Origin of the sequence: Paenibacillus sp. MER 180 (assembly GCF_023713665.1) — a bacterium.
GTDB classification, from domain to species: Bacteria; Bacillota; Bacilli; order Paenibacillales; family Paenibacillaceae; genus Paenibacillus_B; species Paenibacillus_B suaedae.
The window spans coordinates 48866-65264 of sequence record NZ_JAMAVT010000022.1; the positions used below are offsets into that span (position 1 = coordinate 48866).

18 protein-coding genes and 1 other annotated feature are annotated in these 16399 nt (G+C 43.7%); of the genes, 9 read left to right on the forward strand and 9 right to left on the reverse strand.

Going from position 1 to position 16399, the window contains the following annotated elements; genetic code table 11:
• Positions 1-31 precede the first annotated feature (31 nt).
• From M3661_RS25600 to M3661_RS25625, 6 genes are all read right to left on the reverse strand, one after another.
• Positions 32-499 (reverse strand): NUDIX hydrolase, encoded by a 468-nt coding sequence (locus tag M3661_RS25600; RefSeq protein ID WP_251489736.1) that lies wholly within the window; start codon positions 497-499, stop codon positions 32-34.
• A 319-nt stretch (positions 500-818) separates the two neighbouring features.
• The gene (locus tag M3661_RS25605; protein WP_251489738.1) at positions 819-1613 is read right to left on the reverse strand and encodes a hypothetical protein; all 795 of its coding nucleotides are present in this window, start codon (positions 1611-1613) and stop codon (positions 819-821) included.
• 201 nt (positions 1614-1814) lie between these two features.
• Positions 1815-2144 (reverse strand): hypothetical protein, encoded by a 330-nt coding sequence (locus tag M3661_RS25610; protein ID WP_251489741.1) that lies wholly within the window; start codon positions 2142-2144, stop codon positions 1815-1817.
• Positions 2145-2269: 125 nt separating this feature from the next.
• Positions 2270-3046, reverse strand: a complete 777-nt coding sequence (locus M3661_RS25615; protein WP_065294118.1) for an alpha/beta fold hydrolase — start codon at positions 3044-3046, stop codon at positions 2270-2272.
• 57 nt (positions 3047-3103) lie between these two features.
• On the reverse strand, positions 3104-3454 hold the full coding sequence (locus tag M3661_RS25620) for a hypothetical protein (protein WP_251489853.1): 351 nt from the start codon (positions 3452-3454) through the stop codon (positions 3104-3106).
• Between the two features lie 103 nt (positions 3455-3557).
• The gene (locus M3661_RS25625; RefSeq protein WP_251489743.1) at positions 3558-3884 is read right to left on the reverse strand and encodes a hypothetical protein; all 327 of its coding nucleotides are present in this window, start codon (positions 3882-3884) and stop codon (positions 3558-3560) included.
• Between the two features lie 155 nt (positions 3885-4039).
• Positions 4040-4263, forward strand: a binding site (T-box leader).
• 315 nt (positions 4264-4578) lie between these two features.
• On the opposite strand from M3661_RS25625, the gene M3661_RS25630 reads away from it, so the two are divergent.
• From M3661_RS25630 to M3661_RS25650, 5 genes are all read left to right on the forward strand, one after another.
• Complete coding sequence (locus M3661_RS25630; protein ID WP_251489745.1) at positions 4579-5916, forward strand: sodium-dependent transporter; 1338 nt, start codon at positions 4579-4581, stop codon at positions 5914-5916.
• A 148-nt stretch (positions 5917-6064) separates the two neighbouring features.
• Complete coding sequence (locus M3661_RS25635; protein WP_251489747.1) at positions 6065-6562, forward strand: MerR family transcriptional regulator; 498 nt, start codon at positions 6065-6067, stop codon at positions 6560-6562.
• 5 nt (positions 6563-6567) lie between these two features.
• Complete coding sequence (locus M3661_RS25640) at positions 6568-7008, forward strand: SRPBCC family protein (protein ID WP_251489749.1); 441 nt, start codon at positions 6568-6570, stop codon at positions 7006-7008.
• Between the two features lie 31 nt (positions 7009-7039).
• Positions 7040-7510 (forward strand): SRPBCC family protein, encoded by a 471-nt coding sequence (locus M3661_RS25645; RefSeq protein ID WP_251489751.1) that lies wholly within the window; start codon positions 7040-7042, stop codon positions 7508-7510.
• A gap of 26 nt (positions 7511-7536) precedes the next feature.
• Positions 7537-8007 (forward strand): SRPBCC family protein, encoded by a 471-nt coding sequence (locus tag M3661_RS25650; protein WP_251489753.1) that lies wholly within the window; start codon positions 7537-7539, stop codon positions 8005-8007.
• Between the two features lie 155 nt (positions 8008-8162).
• Here the strand turns inward: M3661_RS25650 and M3661_RS25655 are convergent, their stop codons facing one another.
• Together M3661_RS25655 and M3661_RS25660 are read right to left on the reverse strand one after the other, a co-directional pair.
• Positions 8163-10574 carry a penicillin acylase family protein gene (locus tag M3661_RS25655; protein WP_251489755.1) on the reverse strand — a complete coding sequence of 804 codons (2412 nt, stop codon included), beginning with the start codon at positions 10572-10574 and terminating at the stop codon, positions 8163-8165.
• 681 nt (positions 10575-11255) lie between these two features.
• The gene (locus tag M3661_RS25660; protein WP_251489855.1) at positions 11256-12212 is read right to left on the reverse strand and encodes a LysR family transcriptional regulator; all 957 of its coding nucleotides are present in this window, start codon (positions 12210-12212) and stop codon (positions 11256-11258) included.
• A 110-nt stretch (positions 12213-12322) separates the two neighbouring features.
• Here M3661_RS25660 and hutG point away from each other — a divergent pair, with 110 nt between their 5' ends.
• The 4 genes from hutG (at position 12323) to trxA (ending at position 15398) form a co-directional block, all read left to right on the forward strand.
• Positions 12323-13312 (forward strand): formimidoylglutamase, encoded by a 990-nt coding sequence (hutG, locus tag M3661_RS25665; RefSeq protein ID WP_397376558.1) that lies wholly within the window; start codon positions 12323-12325, stop codon positions 13310-13312.
• Positions 13296-14483, forward strand: coding sequence for a sodium/glutamate symporter (gene gltS, locus M3661_RS25670; RefSeq protein WP_251489759.1), 1188 nt, complete (start codon positions 13296-13298; stop codon positions 14481-14483). The genes hutG and gltS overlap by 17 nt, the downstream gene beginning before the upstream one ends.
• Positions 14484-14697: 214 nt before the next feature.
• Positions 14698-15069, forward strand: coding sequence for a MerR family transcriptional regulator (locus M3661_RS25675; RefSeq protein WP_251489760.1), 372 nt, complete (start codon positions 14698-14700; stop codon positions 15067-15069).
• A 2-nt stretch (positions 15070-15071) separates the two neighbouring features.
• The gene (gene trxA / locus M3661_RS25680; RefSeq protein WP_251489762.1) at positions 15072-15398 is read left to right on the forward strand and encodes a thioredoxin; all 327 of its coding nucleotides are present in this window, start codon (positions 15072-15074) and stop codon (positions 15396-15398) included.
• An 840-nt stretch (positions 15399-16238) separates the two neighbouring features.
• On the opposite strand, the gene M3661_RS25685 is transcribed toward trxA, so the two are convergent.
• Positions 16239-16382: a hypothetical protein gene (locus tag M3661_RS25685; protein WP_251489764.1), complete on the reverse strand. Its 144-nt coding sequence runs from the start codon at positions 16380-16382 to the stop codon at positions 16239-16241.
• Positions 16383-16399: the final 17 nt, after the last annotated feature.

Genomic DNA, 16399 nt, shown 5'->3' on the forward strand with positions numbered 1-16399 from the left:
TTAAGAATTATTATATTTTCTGAATTTGCTTTCAAAATTCATATTTAGCAGGTCGATCCATGTAATTGATTTTATACGTTTTCAATCCTTTATTCGTTCTCCTTACTAGCTCTAGTCTCTCATACATCTTATAATACACTTCTCCATAGTTCAGTCCTTCGGGTAATGATTTTATCAATCGTATTTCAGCGATCTCTGATTCCGGTAATTCATCTATTTCCTCTACCTCTGCATAAAATGCCATCCCATAACTATCATGAAACGCATATATGCCTAATGGTGATAATTCGAATTTTATGGAGCCTGTTTCCTCATACAATTCTCTGCTTGCTGTTTCTATAATAAATTCTCCTTCTTCTCTTCTTCCTCCTGGAAGCTCCCAAACTTTTCGATTCCTGTTTCTAATTATAATTAGTTCATTTTTATATTTTGCTATCATAACAACAAACGTAATCTTGTCATGTAAAATGTCATCTAGCTCGTACCATAGAAAATCCAAAGGATTGTCATCCCCTCTTCTTTTAAGATTCTGAATACAAGAACGATTCAAAAATGACTCAAAATGCCAACCACTTGAATCTCCTGAAATGTTATGTTTTAATTCAGTCCCCAAACCGATGGTACATGTATAATATCCAATTTCATTTTCACTTTATCTCCCTTCATGTCAGACAATTCCGTCTAACGTTTTTCTAACGTTTTTATATATACGAAATGACCCAGCCTTAGATAGCTCTTATCTCAGGCTAAGTCATCATTCCATCCACGATTATACAGCTTACAATCAAAGGGCGATAGCCTTGATCGTGTTATTCTTGTTATTCTCCATTTACCGCGATCATCTGCACCACTGGTCGGCCGTCACCCTTCAGTTCGATGTTACCAGCGAGTAGTTGTGAAGACCCGTCCCCGTCTAGAAATATGGCCTCATTCAACTCCCCATCGGCAATACTTCCCTTAATCGCAGTACGAAATTTATCCGCCGTACATTTGGTAGAAGTAACAACTAGGTATAATTCCCCATAATTATCATAGACCATACCACTGCGAAGGCGCTCGTCATCGGGAAACGGCAACCCTTCTTCTTGGACCGCAATTCTATACCAGTTGCTATCGTCCTTTATATTCATACTTATTCCACCCTGAGCCCAGAAGTTCGCAGCATCTGAGATATGTAGATCATCGACGCTTGCAGCTCGTTGCACGTCGACTATTTTTGTGACCCGATCATAAACGATGGTTCCCCGAGCATATTTGACATTAAACCAGCCTGATCCGTATTCTTTCGGACTTCCGCTTACGGGCATACCATCCATAGCCGCGATGCTTAACAACTGATTTCCCCAAAAGAATCCACCATTTATCCCATTGGTTCCCGATTTCACGACGTTGTCGTTTATGCTATGAAGCGAAATACGACTCGGCTCCGTCTTCAGTACATGAAGAACAACACCGTTATCAGCAGTTATTTGAAAGTAGTTCACTTCTTTTGGATGATCGCCTTTACTTAAGTGCCATATCGTAACGACCTCTAAAATTAGATATAAAGCGCATAAATAAAATGGAAGGGAACGTCTTATAACTGCGAATCTTTCATTCGTAATTCCTTTCATATCCGCTCGTCCCCTTATTCGTTACTTGATAATAGATATGACGTTCTTGGAAAATTCCGCTGCGTAGATGGTGTTATAAGTGGTTGGCGCCTTCCATGATTATACATCTGACATTCAAGGAAAAATAGTCTTCTCTATACTTAAATATGGTGTTAGATGAGGCCATGACTCTCTTCGAGTTCCTATCGATTCCTGTAATCGCTAACATTCAAAAAAGGGAAACACAGCTATGTACTTATTAAATTTACCTTCCCATTCGTTCCAATCACCTGATTCCAGAGTCCCTGCAATCTGCAGCCCTGATGGTTCTACTGATGCCCATAGAAAGAAGTCAGTTTTACCTTCTTCACCAAACCAACATGGTTGACCAATATGATTCATAATTATTTGAGATGGGAGCAAAGAATAAATTTCAGCCAATCTATCCCATGAATCGTTAGTGAATTTCTCAAAATCCAAACAATATACACGATCAATATTAATAATTGGTTCGTCCTTAATCTCGGAATTATCGTAAAAACAAATTATCAATTTAGTCTCTCCTTATATGCACTCGCAACGGAAGATATAAAAGTCTCAGCTCGTTATGAAAGGCTAATGGGTAGGAAAACAGGTTGAACTGGAAATCAACGGCTTTTCGAAGTACGGTCAATCCATTACCTTACAAGGGTAAGTCCATACGGTAATTCTCGGTCATGAATCCAGGCTTCAACAAGCTTGTTAAATAACTCAGGTTGGGCAAGAGATACTCCATGACCAACATTAGGTATGATAACGCCTTTACAATGGATTGTGTTATCTACGATGTCTAATAAGGATTTCCTCATCATTTTCTTCTCTTTTTCCCCAACCGTAATTAATATCTTTGATGTAGACTTGCTGAAATCTGTTGGTATACGAAAAGACATGTTTTCTTCTAAAATCTGAATAAGAAGGTTCATATCCATGTTACTGGTTTCTTTATAATAGGTTTCAAACATTTCCTCACCAATGTATAACTGTTTGGCTTGAAGCTTCGAAAAAGTTCGATTTTTTGTTAGCCCATAAGTTAACCGGATGGCAGGTTGAATCATTTTATTTACAAATGGAGCTGGTCTAACAAGTGCACTATTTATTATTGAATAATCTACCACATCTGGGTTCATACTTAGTATTTTCATAGCAACTTGTGCGCCTAAAGAAAATCCGATTAAAATAACCTTTTTGCCTTGTGCTTTAGTTAGAATCAAATTTAATATTTCTTCGGCACAATTCTGAATTGAGAAGTCTGTGCAAGGACTCTTCCCATGTCCAGGTAAGTCCGGAACTAAGCAATGATAATCAGTAAAGTATTCAATTTGCTTCGCCCACATCCAACCACTCACTCCTCCCCCATGTAAGAAAACGATGAGAGAAGCTTCTGTATTTCCCGACTCTGTGTAATGTAGCTTTATTGGATTTCACCCTTTACTGTTTCACTTGATCTTACGAGTTGCGCTACAATGATCCATTTACACTTTTTGATGTTCTTCCATCCATTCTTCAAGTGCCACTTTAATTAAAAATCGATCTTTTGAAGAGATACTTTTAATTTGATTCCATTGTCCATCAACAAGTTGCAAATGATAATGGCCATTAATATCTGAATCTGGGTACCAACCTAGATCAAAGAGTAAAGCGTCTTCATTTTCAGGAATGTACCATTTTCCATTATTAATTTTCAGCTTAACGATCTGTAATAAGTCTTCTGTGAAGAATCCCCAGTTCTCAATTAGGTAATCATTACCCTCACTAAGCATAGGATCTATATCGTAGAATTTGTTATAGGTTACGGCATAACCTGCTGGCACCTTAAGTTGCATTAGATTCAATTATCTCACCCTCTTATACATCATTGGTCATTTGGATCGGCTACACTTAGTTGGAAAGAGAAAATAAGGGTTGTTTACTTTAGATGATGCCACGTTATGAATCATTGCCGATATTCAATACAGTTACTGTTATCCCAGTATTACTAGTGACAAAGTTGATTGACCACATGTCGCTTACTGACAATTTCCCACTAACTTTATCAAAAGTTCTTTTTACTAAAAACTTTTGATCTACGTTATAAATTACTGGATAAACTTTATCAAGGCCATGTTTAAGTTTAAGCTCTTTAGCCGCTTCACTTACAGATTCACTACTTGCTTGAATCGGCTTAAATCCGAATTTCTCAACTAAATATAAGCTAGATTCAGTTATTTTTTCGGAAATTTCCTGACTAAATATTACAACCGTTTGTAATTTCAAGTAAAGGCATATCGTGGAAATAGGTTCAGTAGTATTCATTCAAGAGTATTTTTATAGCGAAAAATAAAAGAATAATACATAGAAAATCAAAAAATTAGTTGACACTATTTTTAATGCGTGATAAAAATGTTAATATCCATTTCGGAAAACTACATATTTGGGCTATGAAAGGATAAAGTAGTGGAAATCTCCCTATCTCAGAGAGCTGATGGTTGGTGTGAATCAGCATATAGATTATTCATGAAGTTCGTCCTGGAGCATCTTTCATAAATCTCACGTTGTGAGGAAATGAAAGACGGTAGTGAATACCGTTATCAAATAAAGTGGTGAAGAATTTTTTCACAACTAGGGTGGTACCGCGATATATATCGTCCCTACGTATTTACGTAGGGACGTTTTTTATTTAGGTCTTACTTTTGTTGTATCTTCATAACTAGGGTGGTACCGCGATATTTTATCGTCCCTACGTATTTACGTAGGGACGTTTTTATTTAGGTCTTACTCTTGTTCTATCTTCACAACTAGGGTGGTACCGCGATATTTTATCGTCCCTACGTATTTACGTAGGGACGTTTTTTATTTGAAAGGAAGTGGTTGTATGGGAAAGGATCCACTGATCCACGATAGAACAATATGAATAAAGACCGAATCGTAATAGACAAAGAAATAGAAGAAGCAGAGAGGAGATAAAGCGATGGATTCACAGCAATGGACATCGAAATTAGGTTTCATTTTAGCTGCAGCAGGTTCAGCAATTGGCCTTGGCGCGATTTGGAAGTTCCCATATATGGCCGGTATTGGAGGCGGCGGTGCGTTCTTTCTTATTTTCATCGGTTTTACTTTATTAATTGGTTTACCGTTATTATTGGCGGAATTTGTAATTGGAAGAAGTGCACAAAAAGAGGCTGTTGAGGCATACAGAGATATTGCTCCTAAGACGCTATGGCCGTGGGTCGGCAAATTAGGGATTGTAACATGCTTCATATTGCTTTCATTCTACAGTGTTGTAGGAGGATGGATTCTATTATATTTATGGAACGCAATTACAGGAAGACTATGGGAAGGAAATGGCGCGTACAAAGCAACTTTTGGTGAAATCATTTCCAATCCATATTTGGCGGTTGGAGCACAGCTATTATTTATTTTGATTACTATTTTTATCGTAAGTAAAGGTGTACAAAACGGTGTTGAAAAAGTAAATAAATATTTCATGCCCGCACTATTTGTTTTATTCTTTGTCTTAATTGTTCGAGCACTTACATTAGATGGTGCTGGAGAAGGAGTTCGTTTCTTCTTACAACCAGATTTCTCACATGTAACGTCTGAAATTGTGTTATATGCGATGGGGCAATCGTTCTTCTCATTATCTGTCGGTGTAGGAGTCATGGTAACGTATAGCTCATACTTACCGAAAGAAGAAAGTTTACCGCGTTCCGCGTTTTCTATCGTCGGTTTAACGCTTGTGATTACATTGCTTGCGGGACTTGCTATTTTCCCGGTTGTATTCGCATTTGGAATGGAACCATCTCAAGGGCCAGGTCTATTATTTATTGTATTGCCAGCGATTTTCAGTAAAATGGCATTCGGAAAGCTATTCTTCATTATTTTCTTGTTACTATTTTTCTTTGCAACGATAACATCCGCAATTTCGATGTTGGAAATTAGCGTTGCCTCTTTAACGAAAAAAGGGAACGGAAAACGCGAAAAAATGGCACTGATTGTCGGATTACTAATCTTTGTCGTAGGGATTCCATCGGCGCTATCCTATGGCGTATTAAGCGATGTTGAATTGTTTGGCAAAACCGTCTTTGATTTAGCTGACTTTACAGTAAGTAATGTTCTTATGCCACTCGGTGTATTATTAGTTGCAATCTTCGTACCGTTAAAAATGAAAAAAGATGTGTTAATGAGAGAATTGGAAGTAAGTAAAAATAAAGGCTATAAATTATTCGTATTATGGTTATTCTTACTTCGCTATATAGCACCAATTGCAATTATAATCGTATTTTTAAATGTAATTGGAGTGATTTAGAAATACGAAAGGCCCTAGCATAACGTTATGTTAGGGCCTTTTCGTTATATTTTTTCCGTTTCAAGAGATAACACTTGCACCTGACGTAACGTCATGTTTTATAGTATAGTTGCCGGCAAATTGATGCGCAGCACAAAAAGAGGTGATTATGAAGCAGCTTTGGAAAGTCGGAGATCTTGCTAAGCTCACGGGACTCACGTTACGAACATTGAGATTTTATGATCAGATTGGCCTGTTTTCTCCTTCGGCGCATTCCGATTCGGGGCACAGGCTGTATAACCAAGCCGACCTATCGAGACTGCAGCAAATTTTGTCCTTAAAGGAGCTAGGCTTATCGCTTGAGGAGATTAAGTCCGTAATAACCGGCGGCCACTTTAGTCCGCTGCAAATTGTGTCGCTGCAAATCGCCCGTCTAAAAGATACGATCCAGATGCAACAAAAGCTTTTGGCCGGATTGGAATCCGTGTCTGACCTCATGCTTTTGAAACAACCAGTGACGGTAGAAGATTTTACAAAATTATTAGAAATGATGAAAAAGAGCCAAGAAAAAGTGATCCTCGAACGTTGGATGAATTGGGAGCATCGCCTGGATCAGCTGGGCGACCTCCTCGATAAGGATGCCGACGAATCGAATCAAGGGAGCTGAAAATCATGAATGAACGATCAGCCATTCATCACACTTTCGTCGTTGAGCGAGTGTACAAAGCTTCGCCGGCAAAGGTTTTTGCCTACTGGGCGAATCCTCACATGAAAGAGCAATGGTTTTCGAAAGCAGATGAGTTTGACTTCCGTGTCGGCGGTGGTGAACGCACTCAAGGAGGGCCTCCCGGCGGAGCGGTGTTTACCTTCAATGCCCGGTACCACGACATTGTGCCGGACGAACGCATCGTGTACACCTATACGTTGGATATGGGCGAGACCCGAATTTCCGTTTCCGCAACGACCGTCGAGTTCAAGCCAGAGGGCGAAGGAACAAAGCTGATTTTCACCGAGCAAGGCGTCTTTCTCGATGGCCACGATACGCCGGCTCAGCGCGAGCACGGAACCAAGGAGATGATGGATAAGCTGGGTGTGCAGTTGGAGATCGACTAACCTATTCAAACTATGTAAAGGAGGAACGAGCATGACAGAAAACCATGCGGCAAATAGCGAAACCAGCTCAGCGGAAGAATACGAATTGGTAACAACGAGGGTGATAAATGCATCCCCTTCTCTCGTTTACGAAGCCTGGACTAAACCCGAGCATTTGGCACAGTGGTGGGGTCCGAACGGGTTTACAAACACTTTCCACGAATTTGATTTACGGCCGGGAGGGACATGGGAGTTTGTGATGCACGGACCGAACGGAGTTGATTATCCCAATAAAAGCGAATTTGTAGAAATCGGGCCAGAACGGATCGTACTGCGGCACGTATGTGAACCCCATTATCAACTCACGGCAACCTTCGAGGATCTAGGCGGTACAACCAGACTAACTTGGAGCCAGCTCTTCGAGAACGCTGCCGTGTTCAACGCCATCAAGAAAATTGCAACTCCAGCCAACGAGGAAAATCTTGATCGGCTCGAAGCGCATTTACAGAAGATGTCCATCTGAGAACCTAAGGCGAGGGAGGAACGGACATGACGGGAAACCAAGCGGCAAACTGTGAAATCAGCGCAGCGGAAGAAAAGGAGTTGGTAACAACGAGGGTGATAAATGCATTTCCATCTCTCGTTTACGAAGCCTGGACAAAACCCGAGCATTTGGCACAGTGGTGGGGTCCGAACGGGTTTACGAACACTTTTCTCGAATTTGATTTACGGCCGGGAGGGATATGGGAGTTTGTGATGCACGAACCGGACGGAGTCGATTATCCCAATAAAAACGAATTTGTCGAAATCGGGCCAGAACGGATCGTGCTGCGGTATCTATATGACCCCCATTTTCAACTCATGGCAACCTTCGAGGATTTTGGCGGCACAACCAGATTAACTATGCGCCAGCTTTTCGAAGATGAAGCCGTATTCAACGCCATCAAGGAAATCGCATCTTTACACACCAAGGAAAATCTTGACCGGCTCGAAGCGCATTTGCAGAAGATGTCCATCTGAGAGCATGGGTACCTTTTCCGATAGACTCCTGCCGGCCGCGAGGCCGGTTTTTCCATGTATTCTTGTAAGGGTCACACAACCCAGCCTTACATAGCGCTATCTTAGACTGGGTCGTGTGTTGTTTGGGAATCTATCGCATTTTTCTTCTCATTTTCTCATTCCGGCGCTAATTTCAGTTCATTTCCTGCCTTTCGGTATTCATTCGGTTCGATACTCGAGACGTGGTATTGTCCGGTCGACCAGTCATCGACCTGGTCATGGTACCACTTGCTCAGCACATGTCCGGATTGGCCGGGCCCCACCACATTCAACGAACGGGTCGGATTGGACATATCGATGACCGTTCGCCACGGTGCCCCATGGGTGACTTCGCCGCTCTTTGCATCCCAACCTGCAGCCCCGACGGTGACACGGCCGCCGCCCATCGGAACAGACTTGGCATTAAAAATCAGATCCAACGGCTTCACAGCACCAAGAGGATGAGCAAAATCAACCTGATGGAACTTGCCCCACTGCCATTTGTCCGGATGTTTGCCCTGCAGCGAAACAGCCTGATCCACAGCCAGCTGGAATGCCTGCAGCGCCACCTTCTCGATTCCGCCTTTTTCGTCGATCCATGGCTCCCGCTCGCCTTGAAGCGCCCTGCGGAGCATTTCATCCTTAACAACCGATTTATTGTTAAATAGCTCCATCAAATCAGCGTTGATTTCGGATGTGAATAGCACATCATCAAAACCCTGCATCCACAGCTCAAAGCCAAGCGGTGCAGCCAGATCCGGATCATTCACTTTATTCCATCCTTGTACAAGCGAAAGCACGTCGCGGTCGATTTGCCGCAAATCCGGCGAGTCTTTGATCTTGGCAATCAACTCATCAACAAACTCTTCTGCCTGAAGGTTATCGCGGTCAAATTGAAGTTTTATCATATCCTCTACGGTTAGCTTATCCTTGGCAGATAGCACCTGTTGGATACGCGCTTCACGGTATGGCTGGGACCAGACGTCCGTTAGATGATACGGATAGCTGTCGCCAATCACTTTATTGTTCGCCGTAGCGATAAACCCTTCCTTTGGATTCACGGTTGTGGGCAGTTCATCCCACGGGATATATCCCGTCCACTCATATTCATCCGTCCAGCCTGGTACCGGAACCGAACCGTCGCCTTTTTTGCGGATCGGAATCAGGCCGTTCCCACGGTAGGCAATCGTGCCGTCCGTAGAAGCAAAAACAAAATTTTGAGCAGGTGCTTCAAAATGTGTCAACGCCTGCTTGAAATCCTCCCAGTTCTGCGCTTTCGCGAACATCTGAACCGCTTCGAGCTCGGTCGTTGCATCCAAGGCGGTCCATTTCATCGCAAGCGCCGTTTCCTGACGCTGATCATGTGCGAATTCAGAGATAACCGGCCCATGCCGGGTCACGACAACTTCATACGGCACCGGAGCCTCGCCTTTTACCTTAATTTCCTCTTGATAAACCTTGGCATCTTCCCATTGGCCCATATATTCGAATTGATGCGGATTGTTCGGGTTTCTTTTTTCAATATAGAGATCCTGTACGTCCGGACTTAGATTCGTCACCCCCCAGGCTATCGTGTCGTTATGCCCGAGAATGATCCCTGGAACGCCCGCAAAAATCACTCCGCTCACGTTCAGCTCCGGTGCCGAGAGATGCGTCTCATACCAGATGGACGGCGTACTTAGGCCCAGATGCGGGTCATTGGCCAGCATTGGCTTGCCGGATGCCGACTTCTCTCCAGATACGACCCAGTTGTTGCTGCCGTTAAATGGATCCCGCGGAACCGCGGTAGCTGCCAGCGCTGTCAGATCGACCGGTTGTTCTTTTAACGCTTGAATGATCATTGCCCCATCCTTCGGATAGGTTGGCATAACCGACTGAAATTTCTCGGGGGACAGCTTCTGCGCCATTGCGTACCTAAAAGCCTGACCCTCCCAGTTGCCTGCCAGATCATAGGACATGTATTTGCCAATCGTCAAGGAGTCCACAGGCTGCCATTCCCCGGGTTCATACCCCAGAATCGCAAATTCGACCGGTAGCGATCTGGCGGCTTTGGCATGTTTGATGTAATTGTTGACGCCATCCGCATACCATTGCAGCACCTGTCTGGACTCTTTTGAGTAAGCTCCAAGAGAAACCTCCGCCGCCCGCCGCAAACTAAACGCACGGAAAAATTTATCGCGGTCGATAGCCTTAGCCCCCACCACTTCACTAAGCTGTCCGGAAGCCTGCCTTCGGCTCATATCCATCTGGAACATGCGATCCTGCGCCGTTACATAGCCTTGAGCCATGTAGAGATCATGTTCGTTTTGCGCCTCGATATGCGGAACGCCGGAAGCATCCCTCCATACCGTCACTTCCTTTTCTAGTCCAGAAATGTTGAGTTTCCCCTGAACGACAGGCAGGCTTTTATTCACGAACCAATAAACGTATCCCCCAGCGCAGGCAAGCAAAAGGACTAATACCAAAACAATGATTCCGGTAACACGAAGCCAGTGTTTCTTCTTGTGACGTTTGACGCTCGGAACGGTTACAGCGGCCAATAGCTTCATGCAAAGCCACCTCCAGACTTTTGGATGTATTTTGTAAAATTATTCAATGTAAATAGTTAAGCGCTTACAAATTTACGGAGTATCTATTTATATGTGTATTAATGAATACTTTGTTCAATGTTCATTTTTATGGATAACATGAAAAGCCGTAAATCATCGGATAACCCGCTGACTTACGGCCTGGCTGTTGAAATTTCATTTAACGTTAATATGTTCCCGACGTCTCACACCTTAAGGCCTCCGGCTGATAAGTTGAACATATCAAGACCAACTCTAAGCTATACCCATTTCATTCTATAGCCGTCATAGTTAATTTTCATTACTATTACGTCTCACTCTCATTAATGGATCTCGGCGAAGATGAATCACAAAATCTTGATTTGAAGTATGGTACACGATATTCCCTGGCTTGAAACCAGAACAAATTGGTCAGGAAACAGTTCTCTTACTTCTTGCCATATCATTCGTTACCTCCTACAAATCCGTCTAATTCTTCGGTATATCTTAATTTTATCATCTTAATGTTAAGTTTTCGCAATATATTTTTTGCATCTCAGGGCCTTTTTTGATTCTTCTGCTGATTTCCAATTACGTGATTTTTGCGAATTGCAAATACCCCGATGATACCTATGAACTTCACGAATAGATACAAAGTAGAGAAATGACACGAACCTCCTTACCTTAAAGATTACTACTCTCTAGCTTCTCTTTTTCACCCTTACCCATACTATATATTACATCCGTTGCTATGTGCCCCGGCGCAAAGTTGCGTTGTATCTCTTCCAAAAAGCACTGAACCGCAGGTGCCAAATACCGATTTTTCATAACCATTAAATAGACTGTACGTTCCAAAGCAGGCGAATCCAGCGTTTTGCGGACAATCGATTCATCCTTCGGTTCAACCAAATAGTTTTCTGGAATAATAGCAACCCCAAGGTTTTCTCTTACTAATGTCAAAGCGGTCTCGAACCGCTCGATTTCGAATTTGATGTTCGGTGATGCTTGCTCAAGCGCAAAGGCTCTCAAAATATCTTCTCTCGTCTGGAATCCTTCCATGCTAATAATGAAGGGTTCTTTCTCCAACTCTTTGAATGTAATGGAATCCTTCTGGGCTAAAGCGTGTTCCCGATGCAGCACTAGGACTAACCTTTCCTTATACAAAGGGAGCGATTCAATATCGTCTTCATGGATGCACTGGTTCGTAATGACGAGGTGGGTATGGTATTTCCGCAAGGAATCGACGACCGCCTTTCTGCTCAGCACCTCGAACAGCTTAATATGCATCGAAGGAAAGCGACTGTGATATTCACGGATCACTTGGGGCACCCATTGCCTTACGGACTCGATCATGCCAATCACGAGCTCCCCTCTTCCGGTCAGCTTTACTTCCTCCATCTCTTTTTTCAAAATGTTCATTTGGGAGAGCAGCCGAATCGATTTCTCATACAACACGCTGCCAGCGTCCGTCAGTTCGATTTTTCTCGTGCTTCGTTCGAACAACGGCGATCCGACCTCATGCTCCAAGTTTTTAATAGCGTTGCTTAAGGAGGGCTGTGAAATATGCAGTTTTTGCGCGGCTCTGGAATAGCTCAACTGATCGGCAACCGTCACAAAATAATGGAGTTGTTTGATATCCAGAACGATCTTCCTTTCCCTATTTATAGCTAAAAGCTATTAATATATTTGTATTATATATTTAAAATTATAAGAATGTCATCATATAATGAAACAACAGAATACGAGAAAGGGTGGGGTCATTGCGAAAATCGATTGGAGCCGATGTATGGGTCGGCCGAACGGATCATGCAGAGAGAAGAAGCAGCTTCCGCTACCATCAAATTGTGGAGCGGATGGAGCTGGATGCACCATGGGAAACCTTTTCTCCAAACACTTGCGCCATCATCGGTTTTGAATGCGAAGAAGGCGTGCGGCGCAATCAAGGGAGATTAGGTGCAGCGAACGCTCCAAATGCGATCAGGCAAGCGCTCGCAAGCCTCCCCTGGAGAACAGCGGAAGGTCATCGTCTTGTCGATGCGGGGAATGTAACTTGTTCAAATGACAAGCTGGAAGAAGCCCAGGCAGCATTGGGCCATGCCGTCTCTGAACTCTTTTCCAAATCCACTACTCCTATTATTTTAGGCGGAGGACATGAGACGCTGTATGGACATTATTTAGGTGTCCGGCAGCATATCGGACCAGATGCTTCGCTAGGCATTATCAATATTGACGCCCATTTCGACCTACGCCCCTACGACACTCAGCCATCATCAGGAACGATGTTTCGTCAAATACTAGAGCAGGATCAGAGCAGCAGCTACTTTGTGCTTGGCATCCAGCGTTTCGGGAATACACAAGAACTGTTCGACAAAGCGGACGAACTCGGTGCCCGCTACATTCTAGAAGAAGACATGCATGAAGAACAGATCGATACCATCATTTCATCCTTACACACGTTCATGGAACAACAAGATTATGTCATGCTCACCCTATGTACCGACGTTCTCAATGCGGCATTTGCGCCGGGAGTCAGCGCTCCCTCTCCTTTCGGATTAACACCGATGGTCGTTCGTACCCTTATTCGCACAGTCGCCGCTCATAAGAAAACGCTTTCGTTTGATATTTGCGAGGTAAATCCGGCTGTTGACGAGAACGGAAGAACCATAAAGCTGGGAGCATACTTGACGAATGAAGCAATCATGACATTTATGGGGAGGAACACTGATGACGCTGGCGCTTAATCAAGTGAATACGATATTTTTAGCTGTAGCCCTACTTGTACTTGGAACCTTTTTTGTCAGAAAATCGGGAGTACTGCAAAAGTTTTGTATTCCAGCGCCCGTTGTCGGTGGACTGCTGTTTGCTATCCTAGCTACGATCCTGAAAACGACAGGTCTATTAGAAATTACCTTGGATACTTCGCTCCAAAGTCTATTCATGCTCACGTTCTTCACCACGGTAGGATTGGGAGCAAGCTTTCAACTCATCAAGTTAGGCGGCAAGCTGCTCGTCATTTACTGGCTTGCCTGCGGATTCCTCGCTTTGGCGCAAAATGTAATCGGGGTTTCCCTCGCCTCCTTATTCGACATTCATCCGCTTATTGGGATGATGGCAGGAGCCGTGTCTATGGAAGGCGGACATGGAGCGGCAAGCGCATTTGGACAAACCATTGAAGATCTGGGAATCCATTCGGCATTGTCTATTGGGATCGCGTCAGCTACCTTCGGTCTTATCGCAGGCGGTCTGGTTGGAGGCCCGACGGTAAAATATTTGATAGCGAAATACAACCTGAAGCCGACGGAAACAAATGAGGAAGCTGCGAGCGTAGAAGCATACGTTCAACCGATAACGACAAATTCCTTCTTCATTCAAGTGCTGCTCATTACATTCTGTATGGCGCTTGGGACGTATTTGGGAGAGCTGTTCACGTCAGCGACAGGCTTTGTCCTTCCTGGATATGTCGGAGCCATGTTCGTGGCCGTTATCGTCCGCAACATTGTGGACAAATTTAATCCGAATGCCATCGACATGAAGAGTATCAACCTAGTAAGCGACGTTACACTTGGCATCTTCCTGTCCATGGCGCTTATGAGCATCAAGTTATGGGAAGTAGCAGATCTTGCCCTTCCGATTCTCGCCATCGTGCTGGTACAAGTCCTCTTTATCGTTCTGTTCGGGATTTTCGTTTTGTTCAGGTTGCTGGGCAAAGACTATGACGCCGCCGTGATGGTCGCCGGTTTTACTGGACACGGCCTCGGCGCCACGCCTAATGCAATGGCCAATATGGCCGGGGTAACGGAACGTTTCGGTCCTTCCCGCAAAGCGTACCTGATCGTTCCCATTGTAGGAGCCTTTCTTATCGATGTGTTTGCCATGCCGATCATCATTACAACGCTGAATTTATTTAAATAGGATACTTGGTGCCCTTTTAGGGATCACCATTCAAAGCAATAAGACCTCCAGCCCACGATGTGGAACTGGAGGTTTTGCTGTATTTGCGCAAATGTTAAGACACCCCTTCTTGCTTGACTATAGTTATTCATACAAAACATCAACTAGTGGTTGACCTTAACACCAGTGTCAGGGTTTATAATGAAAAAGAATCATTCATGAAGGGGATTTGAACATGAGAATCGGGGAACTTTCCGCCCGAACTGGGGTTAGCCTTCGCTCACTGCGTTATTATGAGCAGCAGGGATTGCTTACTCCCGCTAGGCATACGAATGGCTACCGCGAATATTCAACGTTTGCGGAAGAACAAGTGCGCACCATTCAGTTTTATTTAAGCCTTGGACTCACAACGGAGCAAATCGCTGGATTTCTGCAATGCGTCCTCAAGAATGAAGAAGCCTTCTGCCAAGAGGTGCTCCCGATATATGAGCAAAAGCTTGCGGAAATCGACGAGCAAATCCATCTTCTTCAATCTATAAAGTCCAATCTGCAAGAGCGCATCTGCTTCATTATGAAGGAAAGAAAAACAACAAACCGGGAGGAATAACGATGAGTATATACGAAGTGAATGAACAATCCTTTCACGGATCTATTCGCGAGCAAGGGGTTACACTTGTTGAATTCGGAGCAACGTGGTGCCCGCCATGTAAAGCGCTTCTGCCAATTCTCGACGAGTTGGATCAACAATATGGGGAACGGGTAAACGTAGTCAAGGTAGACTGTGACGACTCCCCTGCCATCGCGTCCGAATACCGAGTTATGTCTATGCCGACGGTCATTATGTTTCATAACGGCGAGCCGGTAGAAAAACTTGTCGGGCTCCGTCCTAAAAATGTGTATGAAACGCTGATCGAGCGGTACGCTTATTCTCAATAAAATAAAATAATATGCTTAAGCAGCCTTCGCTCGTGCTTTCATCGGGCTAAGGCTGCTTCATTTTTTTGGTAACCGCTCGTAGTTGTAGACTGCCACTTATCCAACGGGGAAACTGGTTATGGTACTGCAATCCAGTGTGTCTGCCAAGGAATCGAGCGTAATAAGATTTGCAGCCTCATGAAGATAAGCTCCAGTCGCTCCCTTCCTGCTGTCGTCTTCACAGCCGGGCATACAAACCACCCAATGTCAACAACTCGTCATGCCAGCCTTGTTCCACGATTGTTCCTGATTTCTTTTTTTAGGATAAAACACAATGCTCCACGAAGTCATATACCATAATGTGAAGGGGGAGGGCTATCCATGAATTGTCCGGTATGCAAATCACAATTCATTAAATACTTTCATCGTTATAGCCAATTTAACTTATTGCAATGTTCTAATTGCGAGTTGGTATTTCAGGAAGGATTATCAAATATCAATACTAAAAAATTTATTCCGGAAATTTATAATGAAGCTTGGTTCAACCTTTAACGCCGTTGCTTTTTGGCATGTGCTCGAACATGTTCCAGAACCAATTACTATCTTTTCTCGCCAAGCTCCACACCGAATTCATATGGATATCAATCTAAGTCTACAGAAATCGACCGATACAAAGAAATTTCTATACCAGAGAAGATGGCTCTTATTCCCCATCTCCAAGCAGACATGCGCGGACATGAATTGTATGTCATATCACGTAAAAAGACGGATGTCAAGCCAAACGCGACAAAATGATTTAGGCCGTTTTCCAAACTAGACATTGTATATCCGACATCCCCCTAGTAACCTAGCATTCAATGTTTATTCGAATCTATCTTTCTCCGCACCCTCCGCCACATAGCGGACGCCCCACAATCCAATCGTCAGCACGAGCGATGGCACCGTTCCCATCGAATCCATTCGCGTTCGCGGTTCAAGCGTACCGGCAGCGAGCGCATGGCTCATAGTTTTCTCTGTCATTC

Coding starts and splice junctions, on each gene's coding strand:
- M3661_RS25605 (WP_251489738.1), bottom strand. CDS start 1,613: ATGAAAGGAATTACGAATGAAAGATTCGCAGTTATAAGACGTTCCCTT.
- M3661_RS25620 (WP_251489853.1), bottom strand. CDS start 3,454: ATGCAACTTAAGGTGCCAGCAGGTTATGCCGTAACCTATAACAAATTC.
- M3661_RS25630 (WP_251489745.1), top strand. CDS start 4,579: ATGGATTCACAGCAATGGACATCGAAATTAGGTTTCATTTTAGCTGCA.
- M3661_RS25635 (WP_251489747.1), top strand. CDS start 6,065: ATGAAGCAGCTTTGGAAAGTCGGAGATCTTGCTAAGCTCACGGGACTC.
- M3661_RS25640 (WP_251489749.1), top strand. CDS start 6,568: ATGAATGAACGATCAGCCATTCATCACACTTTCGTCGTTGAGCGAGTG.
- M3661_RS25645 (WP_251489751.1), top strand. CDS start 7,040: ATGACAGAAAACCATGCGGCAAATAGCGAAACCAGCTCAGCGGAAGAA.
- M3661_RS25650 (WP_251489753.1), top strand. CDS start 7,537: ATGACGGGAAACCAAGCGGCAAACTGTGAAATCAGCGCAGCGGAAGAA.
- M3661_RS25655 (WP_251489755.1), bottom strand. CDS start 10,574: ATGAAGCTATTGGCCGCTGTAACCGTTCCGAGCGTCAAACGTCACAAG.
- gltS (WP_251489759.1), top strand. CDS start 13,296: ATGACGCTGGCGCTTAATCAAGTGAATACGATATTTTTAGCTGTAGCC.
- M3661_RS25675 (WP_251489760.1), top strand. CDS start 14,698: ATGAGAATCGGGGAACTTTCCGCCCGAACTGGGGTTAGCCTTCGCTCA.
- trxA (WP_251489762.1), top strand. CDS start 15,072: ATGAGTATATACGAAGTGAATGAACAATCCTTTCACGGATCTATTCGC.
- M3661_RS25685 (WP_251489764.1), bottom strand. CDS start 16,382: ATGAGCCATGCGCTCGCTGCCGGTACGCTTGAACCGCGAACGCGAATG.